The following is a 25,253-nucleotide window of genomic DNA, read 5'->3' as shown; positions in this document are numbered from 1 at the left end:
GTAGCTTGCCGGGGTCTTGCAGACGCCATCGCATTCGCGCCGTGGAACAGTGGAAGGGAAAAGGCAGGGGCTGAGCGGTTCTCCTGCGGAGGTCCACGCCCGGCGAAGGAGGACACGATGGGTGGCCCTGTGCTGGCGGGTATCGACGGGTCCGCGCACAGTTCGGTGGCAGCCGACTGGGCGGCGCGTGAGGCTGCGCTGCGTGGCGTTCAGCTGCGCCTGATACATGCCTCCCCACCACTGCCGGGCGCCGCCGTGCCGCTCCCGGCGGTGAACAGGTTGCGTCGCGTGAGTGAGCAGCTGCTCCAGCGGGCGGTTGCCGACCTCAGCGAACGCTACCCGGACCTCGCAGTACGGAGTGAACAGGCCGATGACGCACCGTCCTCGGCACTCCTCGCTGCGGCACGCACTGCCGGGATCCTCGTGGTCGGCACCCGGGGCGCGGGCGGCTTCGACGGGCTCGCAGTCGGCTCGGTGGCCCTGCGGATGGCCATGGCAGCCCCCTGCCCTGTCGTGTTGGTGCCCCCACAGCGCGCCGGCGCCTTGCGAGAAGGGAGACCCGCAGCACGCGGCGCCGCCCAGGCGGTGTTGGGGTTCGACGCGCATCACCCGGTCAGCGAAACGGCGGACTTCGCCTTCTCTGCCGCTGAGGCACGGGGAGCACATCTGCGGGTGGTCCAGGCATGGGCCCTTCCTGCCGACTCCGTGTATCCCCGGACTCTGGCGGTGACCGAGGAGGACCGTGCCACCTGGGAGGATCAGGAGGTCTTGCAGCTTTCCGACGCCCTGCGCGCGTGGCAGGAGAAGTACCCGCGGGTGACGGTCCGCTCCGACGTCGTGCTGCTCCACCCCGCCGAAGCGCTCTTGAACACGTCCCGCGGCTCGGAGCTGCTCGTCGTGGGCCGCCGTACCGATCCGCAGGCGGTCGAGGGCAGAATGGGGCCCATCACCCACGCCGTACTGCACCACGCCCGCTGCCCGGTGGCAGTCGTCCCACACGTGGGCTGACGGTCGACCAGCAGGTCCGATGGCGATCCGGCGAGTGCCTGGGGATCAGCCGAAGAACACCTCGAACTCGGCGTAGAGCGACGGATCGACCTTCTTGGTCGTCTCTGTGGCATCGGCGAGCGGAACCCGGACGATCTGCGTGCCGTGCAGGGCCACCATCTTGCCGAAGTCACCGTCCTTGACCGCGTCGACGGCGTGCAGCCCGAAGCGCGTGGCCAGCCACCGGTCGAAGGCGCTCGGCGTCCCGCCGCGCTGGATGTGCCCCAGGACCGTGGTGCGGGCGTCCGTGCCCGTGCGCTCCGAGATCTCCTGGGCCAGCCACTCGCCGATGCCGGACAGCCGCACATGGCCGAACTCGTCCAACGCCTGGTCCTTGAGCATGAGGTGTCCCTCATGGGGGACAGCTCCCTCCGCCACCACGACGATCGGCGCATAGTTGATCTCAAATCGGCTCTGCACCCACGCGCAGACCTGATCGATGTCGAACGGCTGCTCCGGGATGAGGATCGCGTTGGCGCCGCCCGCGATGCCGGCATGCAGTGCGATCCACCCGGAGTGCCGTCCCATCACCTCGACCACCAGGGTGCGCATGTGCGACTCAGCCGTCGTGTGGAGGCGGTCAATGGCTTCGGTCGCGATGCCGACGGCGGTGTCGAAGCCGAAGGTGTAATCGGTGCCGGACACGTCGTTGTCGATGGTCTTCGGTACACCGACCAGATTGATCCCCTCACGACTCAGCTCGGTGGCGACACCGAGCGTGTCCTCGCCACCGATCACGATGAGCGCGTCCACTCCGTGCGCCGCAAGGGTGTCCTGCACACGCCGCAGGCCGTCCTCGTGCTTGAACGGGTTGGTGCGGGAGGAGCCGAGGATGGTTCCGCCGCGGGGGAGGATTCCGCGCACGCTGGGGATGTCGAGCGGCATCACCTTGTCCTGGAGCGGTCCGAGCCAGCCGTCTCGCAGACCGACGAAGTCAATGCCGTACTCCTGGATGCCCTTGCGGACGACGCTGCGGATCACGGCGTTGAGGCCGGGACAGTCACCGCCGCCGGTCAGCACTCCAACCCTCATGGCCTTCTCCCATCAGCTGGTCACCCGACCTGGTGGCAGCCTTCCCGGCGATTGAAACAGCTTCCGGAACTTGGATCGCCCCCTCCAGACTCCCTCCGTTCGGTCCGCAGTGGCCACTCGGCGTACGCACGATCCAGACGGGTCGCTCGTCGCTCGGTGAAGGCGGACTCAGCGACGTTCTCGCCCACCGGCGAGCCGTCGACCGCCAGCGGTACGGCATTGTTCGGGTCGGGAAGATAGACGTCGGGGCGAAGCGGCGGTTGAGAGCGACTTCGCGTTCGCACGCGTCCTGGCGCGCCGCGTGCGTGAAGGCGCGGTCTCCGGCGAAGAACACGATCGCGGTGTGGGTCTCGCACACCTCCGCGCGCGGGGGCGGTGGCCCCTGGTGGCCGGGCTCAGGCATGAGGGACGACGGCGACGGGGCAGCGTCCGTGATGGATGGCGGCATGGGTCACGTGGCCCAGGTGGGGTGCCACGTCGTGCCGGTGTGTGCGCCGGCCGACGACGAGCAGCGCGGCGCCTTCGGCAGCATGCACGACGGCCTTCGCGGGAGTCTCGAGCCGGATGGCGTGGGCCGCGTCCACCTGCGGGTACTTCTCGCGCCAGCGGTGGAGGGCCTTGCTCAACTCCTGCTGCGCCTCGCCTGTCATCTCTTCGCTGACGGCGTGGTCCACGCCCCAGGGCACGCGCGCGTGAAGCGGCACGCTTCGGCCGTGCACGGCCAGGAGCGGAACCTCCCTGACCGCGGCGGTGTGGAAGGCGAAGTCGAGCAGTTCGTCGCTGGATCCGTGGAGTTTCAATGCCACGACCACACGGCTCGCCGGCGTCGGCTGCGCGGTCCCGTATCCGGTGCGGACCAGGACCACCGGCCGCTCCGTCCGGGCCACGACCGGCATGCTGACGTCACCCAGGAAGTAGCTCCCGACGGAGTCCAGCCCCCGTGAGCCGAGCACGATCAGCTCGGATTCCGACGCCGCCTGGAGCAGGGCCTTCCCGGCGTCCTCGGCCACCAGGCTTCCGATGACGGTCAGACCCGGGTGGCTGGATTCCAGTTCCGCGCGCGCGGTGTGGACGAAGCGCTTCGCCCAGTAGTTCTGATCGACCTCCGAAGGGACGCGGGCCGGTTCCGGCGCCAGCAGTGGCCACGCGTGCAGCAGGCGCAGCGTGAGTTTGCGCTTGTCGGCCTCGTCGGCGGCCCAGCGGGCTGCGGCGAGGCTCTCGGGTGAGCCGTCGAGGCCCACGGTGATGACTGGCTGCATGGCGGCGGCCTCCGTCCCGTACGAAACTGGATACGACGGTGGGTGACGGTGAACGAGTCCGATGGCGTGCATGCTCAGGACGTCGCCGACATGCCGAGCGCGGTGCTTCTCTCCTTCGAGGAGTACCCCAATATCCCCCCTGGCGCATGTGGAGCCGTAGAGGGGAGGAAGGCCAGGCACGCGGCACCCACCACGAGAGGAGACGGGTGCGGTGGCGATTCCCTTGGTGGTCGGCATCGACCGATCCGAATGGAGCCTGGAGGCGGTGGACTTGGCCGCCGCCGAGGCGGCCCGGCACAGTCTGTCGCTCCACCTGCATTCGGCTGCCGGTGACCGCGAGCCTTCCGACGTGATCAGTGCCGGCGCGTCATGAGCACACAAGGTTCGCCGTGCACACCCGGTCAGCCGCCGAGGCGCGGCAATCACGCGGCCAGGGGCGGCAACTCCCTGAGGCGTGCGTCCGACACGTTCGAGTGCTGGATGCGCCGTGTTCTGATGGTCGTTCTGGTCCTCGGGCTGCCGGCAGCTGCCGTCAGCGCGGGACTGACAGCGCACGAGGCTTCGATGCGCACTGTGCGGACCCAGGCAGCGGAACGGCACCAGGTCACCGCCCGGCTGACGTCGACCGCCCAGGGTGGCGACTGGGTGAAGCGACCGGCGCCTGTTCGCTGGACCGACCTCAACGGTGTCGTACGGACGGGAGCGGCCCTGGTGAAGCCGGGAACTCCCAAGGGCTCCACCGTACGGGTGTGGGTGACCCGCGACGGACAAGTCACCGATCCGCCGACGACCACGCTCAACGCGACGACCAGTGGCTGGCTGGTGGGCGGTATGGCGGCGTTCGGCGTGGGCGCCGGATCCTATGCGGTCTGGGCGGGCATCCGCCTGGTCCTGGACCGGAGAAGGTACGCGCAATGGGACGCCGAATGGCGTCTGGTGGAACCCCGGTGGTCCGCGCCCTTCCGTCCGTGACGGACACAGGGCCGGCCAGAAGCCGAGGAGGCGACACCGATGTCCAAAGCGACAACCATCGATCTGTACGAAGTCACGATGGCCATGTCCTACCTACACGAGGGGATGACCGCCCCAGCCACGTTCAGCCTCTTCATCCGCGATCTTCCCCCTGAGCGGGGATTCCTGGTGGCGGCGGGGCTCGAGTCGGCACTCGACTACCTGGGCGACCTGAATGTGGGCGCGGAGGACATCGATGCCTTCGCCGCAGCCCTGCACCGGCCTGGAGAGGATCTTGAGCCTCTACTGGGCCTGACGTTCACCGGCCAGGTGCGGGCGGTGCCGGAGGGACGGATCGTGCTCGCGGGTGAGCCGCTGCTGGAGGTGACCGCACCGCTTCCGCAGGCGCAGTTGGTGGAGACGTATGTGCTCAACCAACTAAGCCATCAGACGACGATGGCTTCGAAGGCCGCGCGCTGTGTCGTCGCGGCGGCCGGTCATCCGGTCGTCGACTTCTCCTTGCGGCGCTCCCACGGGCCGCAGGCGGGGTTCCAGGCTGCTCGCCTGGGCGCCATGGTCGGCTTCGCCGGGACCAGCAACGTAGCCGCGGCCACCGCTGAGGGCATCCCCGCCGTTGGCACGATGGCCCACTCCTTCGTGGAGGCGTTCGCCACGGAGGAGGACGCGTTCCGCGCCTTCGCCCGGTCCCACCCCGGCCCGGTGACCCTGCTGGTGGACACCTACGACACTGAGGAAGGGGTCCGCGTCGCGGCCCGCGTGTTGCGGGATCTCGACCGCGGACCCGGCTCAGCCATACGTCTGGACAGTGGCGACCTCGGGAGCCTGGCGGCCCGAGCCCGCTCCCTGCTCGACGACGCGGGTCTGCCGGACGTGCGGATCATCGCCAGCGGCGGTCTCGACGAGTACGCCGTGGAGGACCTGGTCGGCTCCGGGGCACCCATCGACGCCTACGCCGTCGGCACCCGCGTCGGGGTCTCCTCCGACGCCCCGTTCCTGGACTCCGCGTACAAGATGGTGGAATACGACGGCCGGCCGGTAATGAAGCTGTCGTCGGCGAAAGTGACCGCACCCGGCCCCAAGCAGGTGTTCCGCCGCACGGCATACGCCGACGTCATCAGTCTCGCCGACGAGCGATCGACCGGCGACGGCAGCCCCATGCTGGAGACCGTGATGCGCGGCGGGCAGCGTACCGGCAGCAGGCCCACGCTCGACGACTGCCGGAAGAGATTCGTCGCGGATCTGGCCGGACTACCGCCGGCCGCCCGCCGCACTCGGGCCCCGGTCGCACCCCGCGCGACGAACTCCGAGCGGCTGGGCGCCCTCGCCCGCTCCGTCCGCCGCCGCATCGACGAGCGGACGTCGGCTCCCTACGTACCCCCGAGCTCAGAACACGCCGCATCCGGATCGCAGCGGTCCGTACCAAGGTAAGGGGAGAAAAGATGCCGCATACGTTGGAATGGAAGGTTCGTCTTCACCTGTTCGAGGACGACGAGGGTACGACCAAGGCACATCTGATCCTGGACACCGGCACCGCAGAGCTCACCGGTCACGGCACCGCGCACTGCCACCCGGCGGACGGGAACGTGCCGGAGATCGGCGACGAACTGGCCGCGGGCCGGGCCATGAACGACCTGGCCCGGCAGCTGCTGAAGACCGCCGAGCGCGACATCGAGGGCATGGGCGCACAGCGGCCACGCGGCAGGGAGGTCACCGGGTGGCCCACGTGACCGACAGCGACCCCCAAGGCGGAAGTCAAGGGGACCGGTCTGGCATCGAGGACACCGAGGACGCCTACCCGGTGGAACTGGAGTGGCCGGGAGTGGGCAAGGACCAGATCACCGTGGAGGTCGCCGGGCAGAAGGAACACAGCGGGGCGGTCCGCCGGCAGAACCGTCACACCGGCTGAGTCGGTGGACGGCCGTGCGGGAGCGAGGCGAGGCAGCAGCCTCCCAGGCTGATCGGTCCCGTGCGGCCGCCCGTCGCGCGTGGCACGTTGGATACAGCACCATTCTGAGGAGAGGGCGGCGTCATGAGAGCTCACCTCGGCGATCAACTCGTCATCGAACGCACGACGACCGGCGCCGCCAAACGTGACGGCGAGATCGTCGGGCTCCATCACGAGGACGGAACGCCTCCTTACGACGTGCGCTGGTCGGACACGGACGAAGTGACGCTCGTGTTCCCCGGGCCCGACGCACACATCTGCCCTCTCGAACACGGACAGCCCAGGAGCACCCACGCCCCCTCCGGCTACGGCACGGCCGAGGCGGAGGCCATACCGCCCAGGGCACCCGGCCCCGGTGACATCGGCCGACGCGTGGCCGTCGAACGCCACAGGCAGCAGCTCAGCCGCGAGGAGACGGCCCGCCGCGCCCGAATGTCCCCCGGTTACCTGGAGTACCTGGAGTCACAGACTGCCGACCCGAGTATGGCGACCCTCATCAGGCTGGCCGACGCGCTGGGCACCACCGTCACCACGCTGCGCGGCGGAGGAATGGATCTGCCACCCGGCCAAGGACAGGCACTGCTGCATCCTCAGCTGCGGGACATCGGCCCGGAGGAATGCCGCACGTTGCTCTCCACCCACGGCGTGGGGCGCGTCGCGGTGTCAGCGCCTGACGGCCGCCCGGCGGTCGTTCCGGTCAACTACGACGTCGTGGATGACGCGATCGTCTTCCGGACCGCGCCGGACTCCACACCCGCGGCAGCCGTCGGAGCCGAGGTCGCCTTCGAGGTCGATCACATGGACGAGGCCCTGAGTCAGGGCTGGAGTGTCCTCGTCGTCGGCCCCGCGAGCGTCGTGACGGAGCCTGACGCCGTCCGCAGGCTCACCGAACACTCCCACACCACGCCATGGCCGGGCGGTGAACGCGAGATGTGGGTGTCGATCCGGCCCGCACACCTCACGGGCCACCGCATCACTCCAGCCGATGGATGACCAGGCAGTCGCGGGCCAACTGAAGAGCGCTCCCGTCCCGACGGCTCTCGAAGGGTGTTCCGATGAGCCAGCCAGCACCGTCCGACGAATGGGTGGCCGCCGTGGTACGCGACGCGGTGGCCGCGCCGTCGATGCACAACGTGCAGCCCTGGCGCTTCCGTTATCTCCGGCGCAACCGCGCTTTCGAGGTGTGGGCCGACTTCGAGCGCGCCATGCCGCACTCCGACCCCGATACCCGCGGCCTTCATCTCGGCTGCGGTGCCGCCCTGTTGAACCTGAGGGCCGGCATCGCCCACGCGGGCTGGCATTCGGAAACCCGGCTACTGCCCGACCTCACCGACCGGGCCCTCCTCGCGAGCGTGCGGCTGGCCAGCCGTACGGGCGGTGTGAGCGGCCTCGGCGCGCTGTGTCCGGCGATCCGCCAACGGCACAGCAGCCGCCACCCGTTCGAGGAGAGACAGATCCCCGAGCCCGTGCGGGCGGCTCTCGCCGCGAGTGCTCGCGTAGAGGGAGCGGCACTTACGTTCCCCGACTCATGGCATCTGCGGGAAGTGCTGGAACTCGTTCAGGAAGCCGAGGCACGCAACATCACCGACCTCGGCAGCGACCAGGACCTGGCCCGGTGGACGCGTATCGACGCCCCGTCGGTGCGCACCGCCGACGACGGAGTCCCGCACTACGCCTTCGGGCCGCGCAAGCGCGGGGGCAAGGCACCCATGCGCGACTTCGCGGGCCCCCGGCAGGTGGCGGGACGTGACGCGGCGGACTTCGAGCAGAACCCTCAACTGGCTCTCATCAGCACGGATCACGACCGCCCGGAGGACTGGCTCCGCGCCGGCCAGGCGATGGAACGCGTCCTGCTGCTGGCCACCCGCGAGGGCCTCGCCAGCTCCTTCGTGACCCAGCCTCTCGAATGGACGGACCTGCGCTGGCCGGTGCGCGATCCCATGACCGGGACGGGCTACACACAGGTCCTGCTGCGCCTGGGCTACGGCCCCACCGGTCCCGGCACGCCGCGCCGCCCTGTGTCGGAGGTACTCGACATCGAGCCCTGACCCAGGAGCGGTCGTGAGCTCATCAGCGGTCGCCAGGCCTCCCTGCCGAGTTCGGACAGTGCTGGATCTGCTGGGCATGGAGGACGTGGTGCAGCACCGGCGACCCGGCCCGCAACCGTCCAATCCGAGCGCTGGCCCGTATGTCGCGGCACGGCCTGGGCGATGCGACGGTAGTCACAGGGGGTCTGCCAAACAACGGGACGGAAGGCGGTGGCCTCGTGGAACTCCCGCTTGTCGTGGGCGTCGACGGATCGGCCGGCACGCCACGGGCTGCCGCTGCGGCTGGTCCATGCCTCCCTGTAAGAGCGCGCGTCCTGCGTGGAACGCACCCAGCTTCGCGACCCCGAGGTGAAGGTGTCGAGCGCCGGTTCCGAGGCGTTCGCCCTGGTCACGGGCGCTCGAGGGCGTGGCGAGGTCGCCGGGCTGCTGCTGGGGGCGGTCAGCCTCACGGTGGCGGCCCCCGCCATGTGCCCGGTCATCGTCGTCCGAGGCGAGGAGCGCAACGTTCGAGGGTCCGTTGGCCGGGTCGTGGTCGGAGTCGGAGATGCGACCGGCGGTACGGGTGCCGTACCGTTCGCCGCCCGCGGGCCTGTGAAACCGGCGCCGCGATCGGCCGGGCCGGGGCGATGTACCCCTGGCAGAGCGGCAGCGATGGCCGCGAGGAGACCCAGGAGTGGCATCTCAACCCCCGTTCGGGGCGCGTCGGATCGGTGATCGCGTACAACGTGTGGCAGTACTGCGAGGCCACCGGCGACACCGAATACCTGCACACCAAGGGTGCGGAGATGCTCCTGCAGATCGCCCGCTTCTGGGTGGACCTCGCGGTGTTCGAGCCGGAGACGGAGCACTACCAGATTCGCGTCTCATGAGACGAGCCCTAGGGAGACACGAATGAAGTGGTTGGTGTCGCTGGTCGGCGCCGCGCTCGTCATGGTCACCCTGCGGGATCTGTTCCATACGCTGTGGCACCCCACCCGCCACGGTGGCCTGAGCCGCCTCGTGATGACAGCGCTGTGGCGACTCGCCCGGCGTTTCCGTGCACCCGGGCGCGTGGTCGGGCTCGTCGGGCCGCTCGCAATGGTGACTGTCGTGGGCATGTGGGCCGTCATGGTGGTCCTTGGCTGGGCGATCGTCTACTGGCCCCACATGCCAGGGGCTTTCACCTTCTCCCCCGGTTCCAGGGCGGCCCAGGAGCCGGCGCTGCTCGACTCCCTGTACCTGTCGCTCGTCACGGTGGCCACCCTCGGGTTGGGCGACATCGCGCCTGCCGATGGGTGGCTCCGTCTGGTCTCACCGCTCGAAGCCCTCGTCGGTTTCGCCCTCCTGACAGCCACCGTCTCCTGGGTGCTGGAGATCTACCCGGCGCTGACCCGCAGGAGGGTCCTGGCCGTCCGACTGGCTCTGCTGCGCGACGCGGATCCGGCAACACGGCAGATCGACTGCACCGCGGGGGCACTGCTGCTGGACAGCCTGTCCACCGAAGTCGTGCGGATCCGCATCGACTTCACCCAGTACGCCGAGGCGTACTACTTCCATGACGGGGAGGACCATTCGTCGCTGGCGGCCATGATCGGTTACGCCGCCGTGCTGGCCCAGCGCGGGGAGGCGGCTGGACGGCCGGAGGTGCGACTGGCCGGCACGCTGCTCGCCGGGGCGCTGAAAGACCTCGCCGACATCCTCGACCAGCGTTTCCTCCGTACGGGCGGCCCGCCGACGGAAGTGTTCGCCGCGTACTCCGCCGACCACGGCCGCGACGGAGCTCAGCCGTGAGCGAGCAAGGGTGGCAACGACGCGCACCTGGCTACGCCCGAAAACCCCTGCCTCGCCGCCAGGTACGAAGAACTCGTGCAATCCTCGTCACAGCAGGTCAACGCCGCACCCGCGGCATACCCAGACCGATCCACGAGATGATCTCCCGCTGGATCTCGTTGTTGCCACCGCCGAAGGTGAAGATCACCGCCGAGCGGTACCCGCGCTCCAGTTCGCCGTGGAGGACGTCGCCCACCGAGCCCTCCTTCAGCGCGCCGGCCGCCGCGACGATCTCCATGAGCCACGCGTAGGCGTCCCGGCGGGCCTCGGAGCCGTACACCTTGACCGCGGAGGCGTCCTGCGGGGTGAGGGTGCCGTCCTGGACGGCGTTCACCATCCGCCAGTTGAGGAGCTTGAGCGCGTCGAGCTTCGTGTGGGTCTGGGCGAGGCGGCGGCGCACCCACGGCAGGTCGATCACACGGCGGCCGTCGGCGAGCTTGGTCTCCATGGCCCACTGCTGGACGTTCTGCAGGGCGCGGATCGCCATGGTGCCGTGGGCGGCGAGGGTGACGCGCTCGTGGTTGAGCTGGTTGGTGATCAGCCGCCAGCCCTGGTTCTCCGCGCCGACCCGGTGCGAGACGGGGACGCGGACGTTCTCGTAGTAGCTGGCCGTGGTGTCGTGCGAGGCGAGGGTGTTGATCACCGTACACGAGTAGCCGGGGTCGGTCGTCGGCATCAGGAGCATGGTGATGCCCTTGTGCGGCGGGGCGTCCGGGTCGGTGCGCACGGCGAGCCAGACCCAGTCGGCGGTGTCGCCGTTGGTGGTCCAGATCTTGTGGCCGTTGACGACGTACTCGTCGCCGTCCCGTACGGCGCGCGTCTTCAGGGAGGCCAGGTCGGTGCCCGCGTCCGGCTCGCTGTAGCCGATCGCGAAGTCGATCTCGCCGGAGAGGATGCGCGGCAGGAACCAGGACTTCTGCTCCTCGGTGCCGTACCGCATGATCGTCGGCCCGACGGTGTTCAGGGCCATCAGCGGCAGCGGTACGCCGGCCTGGGCGGCCTCGTCGAAGAAGATGAACTGTTCCATCGCGGTCAGACCGCGGCCGCCGTACTCCTGGGGCCAGCCGACGCCGAGCCAGCCGTCGGTGCCGAGGCGGCGGATGGTGTCGCGGTAGAAGCGCTTCTGGGCGTCCCGGTCGGTGAAGCGGGCGTGTGCGTTGTCCGGGACCAGGTCGGCGAAGTAGGCGCGCAGTTCGGTGCGCAGCAGCTGCTGCTCGGGCGTGTGGTCGAGATGCACGGCGCCTCCAGGCTCCCGGGACCGGTCCTGACGGCGCACACCGTAGAACGTGTTCCAGAAATTGGGAACGGTCAGGCGTCGTGCACAGTGGTCTTTTCAGACCAGGGTCGCCATGAAGTCCGTGCACGCCTGGGCGCACTCGCGGCACGCCTTCGCCGCGTCCTCGGTGCCGGCGTGCCGGTCGAGGACCTGCGCGCACTCCAGGCAGACCGAGCGGCACCACTCCAGCTGGACGCGGATGCCGGCCTCGTCGAGATGGTTCTCCTCGGACAGCACACGGCAGGTCGCGTCGCACACCTCCGCGCACATGATGCTCTTGCGGCGCAGTAGTTCCTGCTCCTCGGTCCCGTCCGGATCGACCAGGCTCGCGCGCAGCGCGCAGGCCCGTGCGCACTCGGTGCAGGCCTGGGCGCACGCGAACCGGTCCTCCAGGAAGCGGAAGAGCTCCTGCTGGGAAGTTGTCGTCGTCACACGGGGCGAGTAGCCGCACGCGGAGCGGCCAAACCCGGGTTTCCGCACCGCCTGGTCTGCTCGGTTCACCCCGGGTGCCAGGGGTACTCGCGTGGCATGAACCAAGCCGTGAACACCGAATGGATGGACATGGCCGCGGGCCGGGGCGCTCTCGCGGCCGGGGTGATCGTCGCGGGTGTGGTGGTCGTGGCGGTCCTGATCGGCGCCTTCTTCCTGGGCTCCCGCGTCAGGCGCCGCGAGTCGCGCCCGCCGTCCCCCGAGGAGCAGCCGAGGCTGCCGGAGAGCGGTCCGGTCCGTGAGGTCAGGGAGAACCGGGAACCCGACGAGGTGCCCAGGGGCGAGACCCGGCTGACCCCTCATGAACTGCCGAACCACGGCAACAGCCCGACCCGGACGGGCCCGTCGCGAGAACGGCCTCGTTGGAACGAGGGCGGCAGCGGCTCGTTCGGGAGCGGCGGGCCGGGGCCCGGTTGACGCCCACGGCCCCTTGCCGCGCACTGCCTGCTGGAGGCGGGCGCCCGGTCACTCACCGAGCCGGGCGGCCGCCTCCAGCAGCAGTGCGTGGACGAAGGCCTGCGGGAGGTTGCCGCGCAGCTGACGCTGGGCGATGTCGAACTCCTCGGCGTACAGGCCGGAGGCCCCACAGGCGCCGCGGTTGCGTTCGAACCAGCGGTACGCCTCGACGGTCCGGCCCTGCTGGTGCTCGGCGAGCGCCATGACGAACCCGCACAGCACGAAGGCGCCCTCGGCCTCCTCCAACGGCCGCTCGTCGTGACGGAAGCGGTAGAGGAAGTGGTCGTCGGCCAGTTCGCGACGGCATGCGGCGAGGGTGGCCCGGGTGCGCGGGTCCTCGGCGGGCAGGGCACCCCGTACACCGGGCAGCAGCAGAGCGGCGTCCAGCGACGGGTCCTCGGGGGTGCGCTGCCAGTGCCCGGCGGGGTGGAGACAGGTCCGCTCGGCCGAGTCGAGAAGGGTGTCGGCCAGGCCGGTGCAGGTCTCGGCGAGCGGGTGACGGGGTGCCGCGGCGGCCACGGCTCGCAGGCCCGCGACGCAGATGAGCCTGCTGTGGGTCCAGTGTTGTTCGTCCAACTCCCAGATCCCCGCGTCCGGTTGACGCCAGCGGTCCTCGACGGCCCGTACGGCGATCTCCGCGGCCTTCCAGTGGCTCTCGTCGAGCCGCCCGTGGCGTTCGGCGGCCGCGAGCAGCAGCAGGGCCTCGCCGAAGCAGTCGAGCTGGAACTGGTCACCCACCTGGTTGCCGACGCGGTCGAAGCCACCCGGGTAGCCGGGGAGGTCGAGATCGCGCTGGGCGGGAACCGGATCGCCGTGCACGGTGTAGGCGGGGACCAGACGTGCCCCGTCCGCGTGCAGACGTGCGGTGACGAAGCCGACCGCGGCGTCCAGCAGATCGTGGGCCCCGACAGCGGCCGCGGCCTGTCCGGCGTAGCTCTGGTCGCGGATCCACACGTACCGGTAGTCGTAGTTCCGGCCTGCCTCGGCGCGCTCGGGGAGGCTGGTGGTGGCCGCCGCGACCATGCCGCCGCCCTGGGTGGTGAGGCCGCGCAGGACGGCGTACGCCCGCCGCGCGTCGCCGGGGGCGACCGTGCCGTCGAGTGCGGGGACCGTCTCGCGCCAGGCCGCCTCGGTGGCCGCCCAGGCCCGCTCCGGCCGCGGCGGCTCGGCGGGCAGTGACGATACGGCGCACTCCAGCACGAGGTCGTGCCGCTCGCCGGGTTCGAGCGCGATGTCGGCGGTCAGGCCGCGTTCGTCGGCGACGGCGTGCGCGGCGCCCTGCCAGCGCAGGCGGTGCCTTCCGGTACGCAGCTCCCACACCCCGTCGTCGCCGCGGCGCACGGAGTCGATCGGGGCCGCGCCGTAGTCACTGTGGGGCTCCAGCACGACCGAGAGGTGGGCGGGTCCGTCGACCGCCCTCAGCTGTCGCAGCAGTACGAGCCGGTCCGGGTCGCCGGGAAAGGCCAGCGCCTCACGGCACTCGACGACTCCGCCGTCGGTGACCCAGCGGCTGCGCCAGATCAGCGAGCCCTCTTCGTAGTAGCCGCCGAAGACGTACCGGCCGCTGGGGGTGATGGCGTACGCGCCCCGCCCGCCGACGAGCGCGGCGAACACCGCGTCGTCGTGCCAGGTGGGCGCGCAGAGCCAGCCGATGGCCCCGTCGGGCCCGATGAGCGCCCCGCGCTCTCCGTCGGCCAGCAGCGCGTAGTCGTGCAGCGCGTGCGGCGGGAAGGGGGTGATCATGGCGTACGGGTACCCAGGGGGCGGGGAGGTCAACGGCGGGGGCGTACGGCACGGTGGGTGAACCGGGAACCCTCAGACCCTCAGAACTCCCGGCCGGTCACTCAGACCTGCCGCCGCCCCTCTCCCCCGTCGCTTCCCGCCACCACGGCCACCCCACCGCCCACCGCCCCGCCCGCCGAACTCGACGCGGCGACCCGCGTGTGCCCCACACCCCCGCCGCGAGGCCGACGCAGCAGCACGAGCGCCACCACCGCGGCCAGCATCGTCAGTGATCCGGCGACCATGAGGCACAGCCGCAGCCCGTCCAGGAAGGCCTCGCCCAGGGCGCCCATGACCCGCCCCGTGTCCGCCCCGAGGTCGATCCCGGCGACCGCGCCCAGTCCCCCCTGGTCCGCGGCCGCGAGGGCCCGTTCGCTCGCCGTCCCGGTCACCCCGGCGTCGGCCAGACGACCGGGAAGGGTGTCAAGGGCCCGGGTGGTCAGCAACGCCCCCAGGACGGCCGGTCCGAGCGCTCCGCCGACCTGCCGGAACGCGTTGTTGCCCGCCGCGGCCATACCGGCGAGGTGGTGCGGCACGGAGGCCACGGCCGTCGCCGTCATCGGGGTCATGACGGCCCCGAGGCCGAGTCCCAGCGGCGCCAGCCGCCAGGCGAGGGACAGGAAGGAGGTGTCCGCGTCGATGCCGGTGAGCGAGAACAGCGAGGCGGACACGACGAGCAGACCGCCCGTGATCAGAACGCGCGCGGAGACCCGGTGCATGAGCCGTCCCACGGGCCCGCCGACCAGGATGGCGCACACGGTCACCACCAGCATCCGCCAGCCCGCCTCCAGGGTGTCGAGCCGCTGCACGAGCCCGAAGTAGAGGCTGAGCAGGAAGAAGAACCCGATCAACCCCAGGAAGGTGATCATCGCGACCAAGGTGGTGGCGGTGAAGGCCGGACTCCGGAACAGCGCGAGGTCGAGCATCGGACTGTCACTGCGCCGCTCGGCGAGCACGAAGGCGACGCCTCCCACGACGGCCACCGCGAGCGCCACCAGCACCTTCGGCTCCGTGAAGGAGTCCGCTCCGCCCTCGATGACGCCGTAGACCAGGGCGGTGACCGCCACCGTGGCGGTGATCTGCCCGGGCCAGTCGAGGCGTCGCTCGAAAGGCGCGCGCGAGTCGGTCAGCAGCCGGGCGGCGGCGACGGTCGCGAGGAGTGAGGCGGGGATCGCCAGCAGGTAGATCCAGCGCCAGGAGAAGTGGTCGAGAATCACACCGGCGACGATCGGGCCGACGGCCAGCGCCAGCATGAGCGCGGTGGCCCACAGGCCGATGAACCTGCCGCGCTCACGGTGGTCGGGCACCGCGTGGCTGATCAGCGCGAGTGTGGTGGGCAGCAGCGTGGCCGCGCCGAGTCCGGCGAGGGCCTGGCCGATCCACAGCACCTGCACCGACTGCGCCGAGAGCGCGACGGCGGCACCGGCCGCGGAGAACAGCAGCCCGGCCAGGAACACCTTCTTGCGCCCGTGGACGTCGCCGACGACCCCGGCGGTCAGGATGAACGCGGCCATGGGCAGGACGAACGCGTCCTGGACCCATGACAGTTGGGCGGTCGTCGCGTCCAGCGCCGACTGGATGGCGGGCAGGCTGACGGCGACCGTGGTGACCGGCAGATAGGCGACGAACACGCCGAGGCAGGCCATGACGAACGTGGCCGCCCGCCGATCGGCCGGCCCGCTTGCCGGGGTCGTGACATTCACGGGGGACTCTCCTCTACGGCGACGCGCGCCGCGGTCGTTCACTGGTGCTCAGGCGCCCCAGCATCGGCGACACCGGAACGGATCCCAACGCCACGGTCCGAAGTGAGCACAAACCTCCATCCGAGTCGCCGGCTCTGCCAGAGTTCTCTCATGGCCGACGAGATCGACAGGAAAATCCTCCGCGCGCTGCACTACTCCCCGCGCGCCTCGTTCCGGCTCATCGGCGAGGTCGCCGGTGTGTCGGAGCAGACCGCGGCCCGCCGCTACCAGGCCCTGCGGCGCGAGGGTGTGATGCGGGTGGTGGGCCTGGTCAACCCGGAGGCGCAGGGGCTGGCGCGCTGGATCACCCGCATCCGCTGCCGCCCCGACCGGGTCACCCCGCTCGCGGACGCCCTCACCCGCCGGTCCGACATCGCCTACCTCGGTCTCGCCTCCGGCGGTTCGGAGATCATCTGCGTGATCCACTCACCGGTCGACGCCCACCGCGAGGACATCCTGCTGCGGCAACTGCCCAAGGCGGCCTCGGTGCTGGACGTCAGCATCGACCTGCTGATCCACCAGTTCGGCACCAAGGGCAACTCCGAATGGAGCGGATACGGCGGTCACCTCGCCCCCGACCAAGTGGACCTGCTCACCGCGGACCGGCCGCCCGCGCCCACCCCCGGCCCGCACGACCCGCCCACCGCCGAGGACACCCCGCTCCTCGACGCCCTGGCCGAGGACGGCCGTACCACCCACACACGGCTCGCCGAACTCACGGGCTGGTCCAAGGCCCGCGTCGCCCGCAGGGTGGACGCCCTGGAGTCCTCGGGCGTTCTCTCCTACGACATCGACCTGCTCCCCGAGCGCCTGGGCCACCATCTCAACGCCACCCTCTGGCTGCGCGTCGCCCCGGCCCGTCTCCACCGGGTCGGCGAGGAGTTGGCGGGCCACGACGAAGTGGCGTTCGCCGGTGCCATGAGCGGCGATCACAACGTCATGGTCATCGTCAACTGCCGTGACGCACAGGACTTCTACCGCTACCTCACCACACGGATGGCCGCCGTCCCCGGCATCGACGCCTACGGCGTCAGCATCCGCGTCCGCCGTCTCAAGCAGGCCGCGTCGCTCATCTCGCACGGCAGGCTGATCCCTGCGGGACCGGCGTGAGACCGGCTCAGCACCCCTCCGTGTCCGACGCCGGTTCCGAGGGGAGATAGGCCGAGCCGATCCGGTACACCCCCGCCTCGGGGACCGTCAGCCGCGTGAACTCCCCCTGTTCGCTGAGGCATCCGCCCGTGACCCGCAGCCACGGCGAGTACGCGACCCGCACGGTCACCGACCCGGGTTCCGGCATCCGTACGTCGAGTTCGGCGTCCGAGGTCCGAATCACACGGGCGGCTCCCGACACCAGCGGCACCGCGTCCCGCACCCGGTACACCCGCCAGTGCGCATCGCTCCACACAGGCTCCAGCCACGCAGGCCGGCTCCGCACCAGCAGCGCTTCCGCCTCCCCGTAACGGTCGGGCTCGGTGTCCGGAAGGGCCACGTATCCGACGGCCCACCGATCCAGCCAGGCCCGGTACTTGGCGGCGGAGAACGTACCGTCGTAGAAGAACCGGCCGCGCTGCATGTCCAGTTGGGTGTTCCAGCCACGGGCGAGATTGACGTACGGGGAGAGCAGGGCCGCCTCGCGGTGGTCGCCGGTGGGGACGGCCTCCACGCGGGCGCGGTCGGCACCGAGCCGGTGCAGTGCCCGCACGACACTGTGGCTGTCGGCGGCCCACGCGGGGACCTCGGCGCTGCCGCGCAGGAAGGAGACGGGGGTGCCCGAGCCCAGCCAGAACAGGGAGCCCACCAGTGCGAAGGCGAGAGCGCCGCGCCGGACCCGGGCCCGGTGGTGCGTCGACAGCAGTGCCGCGAGCAGCGCGGCCGGTGCGAAGAGCAGCGCGAGCCGCTCCACGTTGGCCCCGATCGGCGAGGGGATCAGATACGACAGCACGACCCCGACGGCGTAGACGGCGCCGCCCAGCCGCAGCACTCGCCAGCCGCGCGGCGCCAGCACGGCGACGGCCGTACCGAGCAGGCAGGGCCACAGGACCCGCCCCGCCGCCATGGGCTCCTGTCCGTGGAAGGGGAACAGCAGGGTGGTGCCCGCGACCACGGCGAACGGCGGGAGGCCCAGGGCCGCACCCCGGACCCGGTCACGTGTCAGGACGTAGGCCGCGCCCGCCGTGACCAGGAACAGCCCCGCGACCGGGCTCGCCGCCGTCGCCAGCAGCGCGTACCCCGCCGCGAGGACCGCCCGCCGCTCCCCCACCAGCAGCACACAGGCCCCCAGCCCGAGGGCTACGCCGAGCGCGAAGGTCGTACGGCCCGCCGCCACGTCGGTCCACAGCCCGAACGCGGCCAGCAGGGCGGGCGCCAGCGGCCGCCGGACACCGCACCGCAGCAGGAGGACCGAGGCCAGCCAGCCGGCGGCCAGCCCGGAGACGACGGCGACCGTACGGACGCCGAAGAAGCCCATCAGATACGGCGAGATCAGGCTGTAGTTGGCCGTGTGGGCACCGCCGAACCAGAACAGGCCGTACGCCGAGTCACCGTGCTCGACGGCGAAGCGCGCCCAGGTCTCCTGCGCCGCGAGGTCGCCGCCGCCGTTGGCCCGGAAGAAGGCCCAGACCAGGTACAGCGGCAGCATGGTCACGGTGGCGAGCAGGGGGACCCGGTGGCGGCGCAGATGCGGGCGCAGCCGCCGTCTCCGCCATGGGCCGCTCGTTAGGACTCGGTCCGCCGGGGCAGGGGGCAGCGCGACAGCAGCCGGCATGGGGGCTCTCCGTTCAGTGGTCCGGCGCCCTCATGGGGTCGGGTGGCGCCGACTGCTGATCGATTCTTGATCGCGCGCTCTCGCCCGACATCGGCCGTTCGGCCAGGAACGGCCGCGGCACACGAGGCGGCCCTCGGTCGAACGGCCGAGGGGGCCGCGCCCTGCGGCATCGTCAACTGGTGTTCGGCTCAGGGACGTTGACCCGCCTCACACGCAACAGCAGAATGATCCCGCATGCCCTGAGAGCGCTCTCAGCACCGCGCCCCGCCCGCCCCTCCCGAGGAGACCCATGACCGGCAGCCCACGCCAGCCCCTCAGCCGCCGTACGCTTCTCGGGACCGGCATCGGCGTCGCGGTCCTCTCCGCCACCGGCACCGGCACGGCCCGGGCCGCGCAGAGCACGTCGTCCGCGGCGCACCGGGCGCATGCCTTCCTCGCCGCAGCCATGGACGGCTACCCGGACCACGGCACGATCCGCCTCGCCCAGAGCTACACCGACCAGTCGGGCCTGTTCAGTACGGCGTTCACGTACGACAACGCCCTGGCGATCCTCGCCCTGCTCGCGTCACCCGGGGGCGGGTCACGGGCGGTGGCGCTCGGTGACGCACTGCTGTACGCCCAGGCCCATGACCCCGTCCACGACGACGGCAGACTGCGGCAGGCCTACAACGTCGGCCCGTACACCTTCTACGACGGCTCCCCGCAGCCGGACGGGTTCGTCCGGGCGGACGGCACGGCCAACGTCGGCACCCAGTTCGGCTTCACCGGTACCGCGGTGGGCGACATGGCGTGGGCCGGTATCGCGCTCAGCGCGCTCGCCGGGCGGACCGGTGAGCGGCGCTTCCTCACCGGGGCGGTGCGGATCGGCGAGTGGATCGAGCGGACCGGGCGGACGGACGAGCCGCTCGGCGGCTACAAGTTCGGCGTCAACGGGGCGGACGAGAAACTGCCGTTCACCTCGACCGAGCACAACACGGACCTGGTCGGCCTGTTCGGCCGGCTCGCCCGGCTGACCGGGGACAAGGCGTGGCGGGAGCGGCGCGCGCGGGCACGGGCCTTCGTCGAGAGAATGTGGGAGCCGTCGGGCGGCTTCTTCTACACCGGTACCAACGACGGAGTGACGATCAACAAGTCCCCGATCCCGGAGGACACCCAGACCTGGACCCATCTCGCCCTCGCCTCCCGCACCCACTCCCGCTCGCTCGACTGGGCCGCGACCGAGCTGGCCGTCCTGGACACGGCCGACCGCCCCAACAGCACGGTCCCCTCCGGCCAGTCCTACGAAGGCGTCACCTTCAGCTCCGCGAGCCTGGCGGCGAACGAGGACGCCCCGATCGCCGACGGCCAGCCGAGGCCGGACCGCAACGGCGTCTGGTTCGAGGGCACCGCCCACCTCGCGCTCGCCCTGCGCGACCGGGGCTCGGCCGGCGACGCACAGCGTGCCCGCCGGCTGCTCGCCTCGATCGAACGCGCCCAGGACCTCCTCGGCACCGGCCAGAGCATCGGCGGCACGGCACTGGCCGCACGCTCCGGAGTGGTCTCCGCGAGCAGCCCGCTCGACACCGGTTTCGGGTTCGGTTACTACCCCTACCGGCACACGGGCGCCACCGCCTGGTACCTCCTGGCCGGGGCCCGCGCCAATCCGCTGCGGGCCTGACCCCTCGCACGGTCGGGCAGCCACGCGGCGCCTGGCGCCGGCCGCCGCCCTGCTATGGGTTGCGGCCGGTTCCAGGGATCGCAGGTGTTCCCGCAACCACCGCTCGTGACGGCAGCGGCGACGTCTCCTCCGGTTCCGTCACCAAGCAGTGGACCTGGGGCACCAGCACCAACGTTCACCGCCGTCTGACCGGCAGCCACCCCACCCGCGGCCTCCGGGAGCCGCACGCCCATGTCCGACACCTTCTCCGGACCTGGCACACCGGACCCCGTCTCTACGACACCCCGTGGCCGGCCCGGTTCTTCCACGACCGGCGTCTCGTCCACGGCAGGGAGGAGGACCTCGACGGCGCCGCCCGCATCATCGAGCGCGGCTTCGAACTCGATGGCAGCCGACACCTGTCCTGGCCCTCTGCGAGAGCCTCGATGCCACTGGTCAGTCCGGTCGCGCCGAGAACCTGCGTGCCCAACTGATCAAGAGCGCGCGCCCCTGCCGGACCTCCTCGTCGACGCCCACACCCTGCCCGGCGACCCCGTCTTCCAAGAGGCCATCGGCGAACGGCTGCCCTGGCTGCCGGCGTTCGGCGTTCGGCGGCCCACAGCCCCATGTCCGGCTGCACGGTGTCGCGATCCGGCACTGGGACGGCTACTGTTCGACGCCGACCGGCTGTGGGGAGACGTCTTCCCGCACTACTGGAGCACCCTGACCGCCACCACCCTCCTGCGCCTCCCGGCCTGGCCCGCGCGCCGACCGTCTCGCCGAGACGATCCTCCGCGCGGGCGCGGCCAACGTCGGCGAGGACGGCGCGGCGACCTGCGCATACGTCATGCCCTCGACCACCGACGGCAGACCCGCCCACCGCGCCGACCCGCTCGCCAACGACCAGGACTGGCACCTGTACCTGTGGATGCGCTCTCCCGCCTATTCGGGATCAGACGCGATGGCGCCCCAGAGCCTTGAGTACGGCTTCGACCTGGCCGAGCGGTTCGGAGCCGATCACACGCAGAACGACCGTGTCGGCGCCCGCCGCCGACAGGGCCTGGATGTCCTCGGCGGCCTCCGCCGCCGTACCCGAGACGGTGAAGACCTCCTCCTGGGGACGGCCGAGCCAGCCGCCGTGGCCCTCGGTGTGGGGGTGAAGGGTCCGGGCCACCTGAGCGGGGTCGTCGCCGACGTGGCAGAAGGCGAAGACGTTCAGGGTGTGGTCGGCGCCCGCGCCGCCCTTGCCGATCAGGGCTCGGGTGTTCTCCAGGTCGCGTGGGCCGTGGCCCTCGGCGATCAGGGTGCCGTCCGCGACACGGCCGGAGAGTTCGAGGGAACGGGGACGGACGACACCGGCGACGACGGGCGGGACCTCGGCCGGAGGATGGACCAACTGGACGCCGTCCAGGCGTACTTCACGACCGTCCAGTTCGACCTTCTCACCTCGCAGCAGTGCGCGCACTGCGGTGATCGTCTCCTCCAGGAGGGCCAGCGGCGAGTCCGGCGCCACCCCCACCTGCTCCATCCACTCCCGCACACCGTGTCCGATCCCGGCCACGAGCCGGCCCGGGAACACCCTTGCCAGAGTGGCCAGTTCCATCGCCAGCAACGCCGGGCTCCGCAGCGGGGCGGGTGCGATGCCGATGCCCACGCGCAGTCGCCGCGTCGCGCCCAGCGCCACGGCCGCCGCGGACACCCCGCCGTTCCAGCCGAGGTCCTCGACGACCCACAGGTCGTCCACCCCGAGCACCTCGGCCCGCCGCGCGAAGTCCGGCAGCCCCTCCGGGGCCCAGTCGCGGTCGTGCATGACACCGATCCGAAGGTTCGTCATACCCGGGAACCTATGCGGTGGGCGAAGTGGCGATCAACGGAGTTGACGAGCTCGCCGTCCGCCGTCGCCCGGCGTGACCTTCACTGTCCCAAGGTCGATACTGCCGGGAGCAGCACTCCGAGCCGACGCACATCCACCAGGAGGCACCCATGAAGATGTTGATCAACGTTCCGGAAACCGTCGTGGCGGATGCGCTGCGTGGGATGGCGGCCGCCCATCCGGAGTTGACCGTGGATGTCGAGAACCGTGTGATCGTACGGCGGGACGCCCCCGTCGCCGGGAAGGTCGCCCTGGTCTCGGGCGGCGGCTCGGGACACGAGCCGCTGCACGGCGGTTTCGTCGGACCCGGCATGCTGTCCGCGGCCTGCCCGGGCGAGGTGTTCACCTCTCCGGTCCCCGACCAGATGGTCCGGGCGGCGGCCGCCGTGGACAGCGGGGCCGGTGTGCTGTTCATCGTGAAGAACTACACGGGTGACGTGCTCAACTTCGACATGGCGGCCGAACTCGCCCAGGACGAGGGCATTCAGGTCGCGAGCGTCCTGGTCAACGACGATGTCGCCGTTACCGACAGCCTCTACACGGCCGGTCGGCGCGGCACCGGCGCCACCCTGTTCGTGGAGAAGATCGCGGGTGCCGCGGCGGAGGAGGGTCAGCCGCTGGAGCGGGTGGAGGCGATCGCCCGTCAGGTCAACGAGAACTCCCGCAGTTTCGGCGTGGCGCTCAGCGCGTGCACCACGCCCGCGAAGGGCAGCCCCACCTTCGACCTGCCGCCCGGCGAACTGGAACTGGGCGTCGGCATCCACGGCGAGCCCGGCCGGGAACGGCGGTCGATGATGACCTCGCGGGAGATCGCCGACTTCTCGGTGCAGGCGATCCTGGACGACATGAGCCCGCGCAACCCCGTGCTCCTCCTGGTCAACGGCATGGGAGCCACCCCGCTTTTGGAGCTGTACGGCTTCAACGCCGAGGTGCAGCGGCTGCTCGCCGACCGCGGGGTCGCCGTCGCCCGCACCCTGGTCGGCAACTACGTCACCTCGCTCGACATGTCCGGCGCCTCGGTCACCCTGTGCCAGGTGGACGAGGAACTGCTGCGGCTGTGGGACGCGCCGGTGAGGACGCCGGGGCTGCGCTGGGGTGTGTGAGCAGTCGACCAACGAACCGACCACGCAAGGAGATCCAGTGCTCGACGCCGACTTCTTCCGCCGTTGGATGACGGCGACCGCCGCCTCCGTCGACCGCGAGGCGGAACGGCTCACCGCCCTCGACTCCCCCATCGGGGACGCCGATCACGGCAGCAATCTGCAGCGCGGGTTCACCGCGGTGGCCGCCACCTTGGAGAAGGAGGCCCCGGAGACCCCGGGCGCGGTCCTCATCCTGGCCGGACGGCAGCTCATCTCGACGGTCGGCGGCGCATCGGGGCCCCTGTACGGGACGCTGCTGCGGCGGACCGGCAAGGCGCTCGGGGAGGCGGCCGAGGTCAGTGCGGAGCAGCTCACCGAGGCGCTGCGGGCCGGGGTGGAGGCGGTCATGGCGCTGGGCGGGGCCGCGCCGGGCGACAAGACCATGATCGACACGCTGGTGCCCGCCGTCGACGCGCTCGGTACCGGCTTCGCCGCCGCGCGGACGGCCGCCGAGCAAGGGGCCCTGGCGACCACGCCGTTGCAGGCCCGCAAGGGCAGGGCGAGCTATCTCGGCGAGCGCAGCATCGGTCACCAGGACCCGGGTGCGACGTCGGCCTCCTTGCTGATCGCCGCGCTCTGCGAAGTCGCCGAGGCCTCCGGTGAGTGACGCTCGGCTGGTCGGGATCGTGCTGGTGTCGCACAGCGCGGAGGTCGCCGCGTCCGTCGCGGAGCTGGCGAAAGGGCTCGCGGGCGGCGGCACGGAGGTGCCCGTCGCTCCGGCCGGCGGTACCGAGGGCGGCGGGCTCGGTACGAGCGCGGAACTGATCGTCGCCGCGGCCGCCTCCGTGGACCGGGGCGCCGGAGTCGCCGTCCTGACGGATCTCGGCAGCTCGGTGCTCACCGTCAAGGCGCTGCTGGCGGAGGGCGACGAACTCCCGGACGGCACCCGCCTGGTGGACGCCCCGTTCGTCGAGGGGGCGGTGGCCGCGGTGGTCACGGCGGCGACGGGCGCCGACCTCACGGCGGTGGAGGCGGCGGCCGCGGAGGCCTACACCTACCGGAAGGTGTGACGGGCGCCCCTCCCAGAGGCCAGGTGGCGCAGCCCCGAACCGGAGGCGCTCACTCCCCCTGTACGAACTCGCGGGCCAACTGTTCCCCGAGCGTCACGGCGGCCTCGTGGTCCTCGATGGGTGTCACCTTCGTGTCCTTGAAGACGATGTAGGTGACGTCGGAGTCCGTGCCGCCCCCGCGCGGGTCGGCACGGATGCCGAGGGCCTTCGCGGTGGCGTAGGAGGCCTCGCCGATGATGTTCTGCGGGCCGACGTCCCCGACGACCGCGTACTGCACCCGGTCCTCGTGGACGACGGCTGCGACCGCTCCGCCGCGCACCCCGTGGTCGCGGTAGTCCCAGATCCCGCTCGGTGCCGGGACCACGATGTACGGCAGGCGTTCGGCACTCGGATAGCGGCCGTCGGACTGCTGGAACGCGGTGGCGTCGGAGAACAGCGGGTCGGTGCGGCGGTTGCAGAGGAGCCCGGGACGACCGTCGCAGTCGATGTCCATGTCGGCCTTCCAGAACACGGCGTCCGGGGTGCCGCAGACCGGGATGGTCGCGGGCTTGTCCTCGTCACTGCGGTAGCGGCCGCGCGAGACGGGGGTGCAGTCCCGCACCCCGGCCAGCAGGTCGGCGGCCTGGACATCGCCCTCGCTTTGGGCCGCGGGTCCCATACGGGCGGCGGTGAGGTCCACGGCGGGAGACAGCGTCGGAGCGAGCAGGGCGGCGCTTGCCGCGGCCAGCGTCAGCGACTGGACACGCACGATGAGGGACCCTCTCCTGGAGAACGGTGACGCACACTCAGCCCAATCTGATGCTGTTTCAGCAGTGCGGCCACCGCAGGGGGTCCGGACGGGGCAGGGGCCCGGGGGCCCGAGTCCTCGACGGACTCCGGCCTCCCGGCCACCCGTACCGGCGTGGGAACAGCGACGACAGCAACCCACGCCACCGGCCAGAACTCCTCTTTCTCTCAAGAGAGTTCAGCCC

General features: G+C 71.2%; 25 protein-coding genes and 2 pseudogenes. 18 read left to right on the top strand and 9 right to left on the bottom strand.

Going from position 1 to position 25,253, the window contains the following annotated elements:
• The first annotated feature begins 117 nt into the window (after nt 1–117).
• Complete coding sequence (locus AB0D34_RS02440; RefSeq protein ID WP_362655233.1) at nt 118–1,008, top strand: universal stress protein; 891 nt, start codon at nt 118–120, stop codon at nt 1,006–1,008.
• A 45-nt stretch (nt 1,009–1,053) separates the two neighbouring features.
• On the opposite strand, the gene AB0D34_RS02435 is transcribed toward AB0D34_RS02440, so the two are convergent.
• Together AB0D34_RS02435 and AB0D34_RS02430 are read right to left on the bottom strand one after the other, a co-directional pair.
• On the bottom strand, nt 1,054–2,079 hold the full coding sequence (locus AB0D34_RS02435) for a 6-phosphofructokinase (RefSeq protein WP_362655230.1): 1,026 nt from the start codon (nt 2,077–2,079) through the stop codon (nt 1,054–1,056).
• Nucleotides 2,080–2,474: 395 nt separating this feature from the next.
• Complete coding sequence (locus AB0D34_RS02430) at nt 2,475–3,338, bottom strand: universal stress protein (RefSeq protein ID WP_362655227.1); 864 nt, start codon at nt 3,336–3,338, stop codon at nt 2,475–2,477.
• A gap of 211 nt (nt 3,339–3,549) precedes the next feature.
• Here AB0D34_RS02430 and AB0D34_RS02425 point away from each other — a divergent pair, with 211 nt between their 5' ends.
• The 10 genes and pseudogenes from AB0D34_RS02425 to AB0D34_RS02380 all read left to right on the top strand — a co-directional run bounded on the left by AB0D34_RS02425 (nt 3,550) and on the right by AB0D34_RS02380 (nt 10,073).
• The gene (locus AB0D34_RS02425) at nt 3,550–3,711 is read left to right on the top strand and encodes a hypothetical protein (RefSeq protein ID WP_362655224.1); all 162 of its coding nucleotides are present in this window, start codon (nt 3,550–3,552) and stop codon (nt 3,709–3,711) included.
• Between the two features lie 107 nt (nt 3,712–3,818).
• Nucleotides 3,819–4,310, top strand: a complete 492-nt coding sequence (locus tag AB0D34_RS02420) for a hypothetical protein (protein ID WP_362655221.1) — start codon at nt 3,819–3,821, stop codon at nt 4,308–4,310.
• Nucleotides 4,311–4,349: 39 nt separating this feature from the next.
• Complete coding sequence (locus tag AB0D34_RS02415; protein ID WP_362655218.1) at nt 4,350–5,738, top strand: nicotinate phosphoribosyltransferase; 1,389 nt, start codon at nt 4,350–4,352, stop codon at nt 5,736–5,738.
• Between the two features lie 11 nt (nt 5,739–5,749).
• The gene (locus AB0D34_RS02410) at nt 5,750–6,037 is read left to right on the top strand and encodes a DUF1876 domain-containing protein (RefSeq protein WP_362655216.1); all 288 of its coding nucleotides are present in this window, start codon (nt 5,750–5,752) and stop codon (nt 6,035–6,037) included.
• Nucleotides 6,034–6,216: a hypothetical protein gene (locus AB0D34_RS02405; protein WP_362655213.1), complete on the top strand. Its 183-nt coding sequence runs from the start codon at nt 6,034–6,036 to the stop codon at nt 6,214–6,216. Before AB0D34_RS02410 ends, AB0D34_RS02405 begins: the two co-directional genes overlap by 4 nt.
• 123 nt (nt 6,217–6,339) lie before the next feature.
• Nucleotides 6,340–7,248 carry a pyridoxamine 5'-phosphate oxidase family protein gene (locus AB0D34_RS02400; RefSeq protein ID WP_362655211.1) on the top strand — a complete coding sequence of 303 codons (909 nt, stop codon included), beginning with the start codon at nt 6,340–6,342 and terminating at the stop codon, nt 7,246–7,248.
• Nucleotides 7,249–7,310: 62 nt separating this feature from the next.
• Nucleotides 7,311–8,303: a nitroreductase family protein gene (locus AB0D34_RS02395; protein WP_362655209.1), complete on the top strand. Its 993-nt coding sequence runs from the start codon at nt 7,311–7,313 to the stop codon at nt 8,301–8,303.
• A gap of 210 nt (nt 8,304–8,513) precedes the next feature.
• Nucleotides 8,514–8,858: pseudogene (locus tag AB0D34_RS02390) on the top strand (universal stress protein); the annotation flags it as partial.
• A gap of 20 nt (nt 8,859–8,878) precedes the next feature.
• Nucleotides 8,879–9,163: pseudogene (locus tag AB0D34_RS02385) on the top strand (glycoside hydrolase family 65 protein); the annotation flags it as partial.
• A gap of 31 nt (nt 9,164–9,194) precedes the next feature.
• A complete protein-coding gene (locus AB0D34_RS02380; protein WP_362655206.1) occupies nt 9,195–10,073 on the top strand; it encodes a potassium channel family protein in 879 nt (292 codons plus the stop codon).
• 97 nt (nt 10,074–10,170) lie between these two features.
• Here AB0D34_RS02380 and AB0D34_RS02375 read toward each other — a convergent pair whose 3' ends face one another.
• Both AB0D34_RS02375 and AB0D34_RS02370 read right to left on the bottom strand, forming a co-directional pair.
• Nucleotides 10,171–11,349, bottom strand: coding sequence for an acyl-CoA dehydrogenase family protein (locus AB0D34_RS02375; RefSeq protein WP_362655203.1), 1,179 nt, complete (start codon nt 11,347–11,349; stop codon nt 10,171–10,173).
• 96 nt (nt 11,350–11,445) lie between these two features.
• A complete protein-coding gene (locus tag AB0D34_RS02370; protein ID WP_362655200.1) occupies nt 11,446–11,820 on the bottom strand; it encodes a ferredoxin in 375 nt (124 codons plus the stop codon).
• A gap of 96 nt (nt 11,821–11,916) precedes the next feature.
• Here AB0D34_RS02370 and AB0D34_RS02365 point away from each other — a divergent pair, with 96 nt between their 5' ends.
• Nucleotides 11,917–12,294 carry a DUF6479 family protein gene (locus AB0D34_RS02365; RefSeq protein ID WP_362655197.1) on the top strand — a complete coding sequence of 126 codons (378 nt, stop codon included), beginning with the start codon at nt 11,917–11,919 and terminating at the stop codon, nt 12,292–12,294.
• A gap of 48 nt (nt 12,295–12,342) precedes the next feature.
• Here the strand turns inward: AB0D34_RS02365 and AB0D34_RS02360 are convergent, their stop codons facing one another.
• Nucleotides 12,343–14,076 (bottom strand): glycoside hydrolase family 15 protein, encoded by a 1,734-nt coding sequence (locus tag AB0D34_RS02360; protein WP_362655194.1) that lies wholly within the window; start codon nt 14,074–14,076, stop codon nt 12,343–12,345.
• A 101-nt stretch (nt 14,077–14,177) separates the two neighbouring features.
• Nucleotides 14,178–15,818 carry an MFS transporter gene (locus AB0D34_RS02355; RefSeq protein ID WP_362655191.1) on the bottom strand — a complete coding sequence of 547 codons (1,641 nt, stop codon included), beginning with the start codon at nt 15,816–15,818 and terminating at the stop codon, nt 14,178–14,180.
• A 150-nt stretch (nt 15,819–15,968) separates the two neighbouring features.
• Between AB0D34_RS02355 and AB0D34_RS02350 the strand changes: the two genes are divergently transcribed.
• Nucleotides 15,969–16,967, top strand: coding sequence for an Lrp/AsnC family transcriptional regulator (locus tag AB0D34_RS02350; protein WP_362655188.1), 999 nt, complete (start codon nt 15,969–15,971; stop codon nt 16,965–16,967).
• Between the two features lie 7 nt (nt 16,968–16,974).
• Here the strand turns inward: AB0D34_RS02350 and AB0D34_RS02345 are convergent, their stop codons facing one another.
• Nucleotides 16,975–18,621, bottom strand: coding sequence for a hypothetical protein (locus AB0D34_RS02345; protein WP_362655185.1), 1,647 nt, complete (start codon nt 18,619–18,621; stop codon nt 16,975–16,977).
• A gap of 289 nt (nt 18,622–18,910) precedes the next feature.
• Between AB0D34_RS02345 and AB0D34_RS02340 the strand changes: the two genes are divergently transcribed.
• Both AB0D34_RS02340 and AB0D34_RS02335 read left to right on the top strand, forming a co-directional pair.
• Nucleotides 18,911–20,278: a Tat pathway signal sequence domain protein gene (locus AB0D34_RS02340; RefSeq protein ID WP_362655184.1), complete on the top strand. Its 1,368-nt coding sequence runs from the start codon at nt 18,911–18,913 to the stop codon at nt 20,276–20,278.
• A gap of 59 nt (nt 20,279–20,337) precedes the next feature.
• Complete coding sequence (locus tag AB0D34_RS02335) at nt 20,338–20,751, top strand: hypothetical protein (protein ID WP_362655182.1); 414 nt, start codon at nt 20,338–20,340, stop codon at nt 20,749–20,751.
• A gap of 458 nt (nt 20,752–21,209) precedes the next feature.
• On the opposite strand, the gene AB0D34_RS02330 is transcribed toward AB0D34_RS02335, so the two are convergent.
• Nucleotides 21,210–22,091, bottom strand: coding sequence for an LLM class flavin-dependent oxidoreductase (locus AB0D34_RS02330; protein WP_362655180.1), 882 nt, complete (start codon nt 22,089–22,091; stop codon nt 21,210–21,212).
• 149 nt (nt 22,092–22,240) lie between these two features.
• On the opposite strand from AB0D34_RS02330, the gene dhaK reads away from it, so the two are divergent.
• The 3 genes from dhaK to AB0D34_RS02315 are packed head-to-tail and all read left to right on the top strand — an operon-like array spanning nt 22,241 to nt 24,282.
• Complete coding sequence (gene dhaK / locus AB0D34_RS02325) at nt 22,241–23,233, top strand: dihydroxyacetone kinase subunit DhaK (protein ID WP_362655178.1); 993 nt, start codon at nt 22,241–22,243, stop codon at nt 23,231–23,233.
• Nucleotides 23,234–23,270: 37 nt separating this feature from the next.
• A complete protein-coding gene (gene dhaL, locus AB0D34_RS02320) occupies nt 23,271–23,879 on the top strand; it encodes a dihydroxyacetone kinase subunit DhaL (protein ID WP_362655175.1) in 609 nt (202 codons plus the stop codon).
• Nucleotides 23,872–24,282, top strand: coding sequence for a PTS fructose transporter subunit IIA (locus AB0D34_RS02315; RefSeq protein WP_362655173.1), 411 nt, complete (start codon nt 23,872–23,874; stop codon nt 24,280–24,282). The genes dhaL and AB0D34_RS02315 overlap by 8 nt, the downstream gene beginning before the upstream one ends.
• Nucleotides 24,283–24,331: 49 nt before the next feature.
• Here AB0D34_RS02315 and AB0D34_RS02310 read toward each other — a convergent pair whose 3' ends face one another.
• Entirely contained in the window at nt 24,332–25,030 is a 699-nt protein-coding gene (locus AB0D34_RS02310) for a glycoside hydrolase family 75 protein (RefSeq protein WP_362655170.1), read from the bottom strand.
• Nucleotides 25,031–25,253: the final 223 nt, after the last annotated feature.

The organism is Streptomyces sp. NPDC048420, from assembly GCF_040651535.1.
Lineage (GTDB): Bacteria > Actinomycetota > Actinomycetes > Streptomycetales > Streptomycetaceae > Streptomyces.
This window is presented reverse-complemented; position numbering and strand designations above follow the sequence as displayed.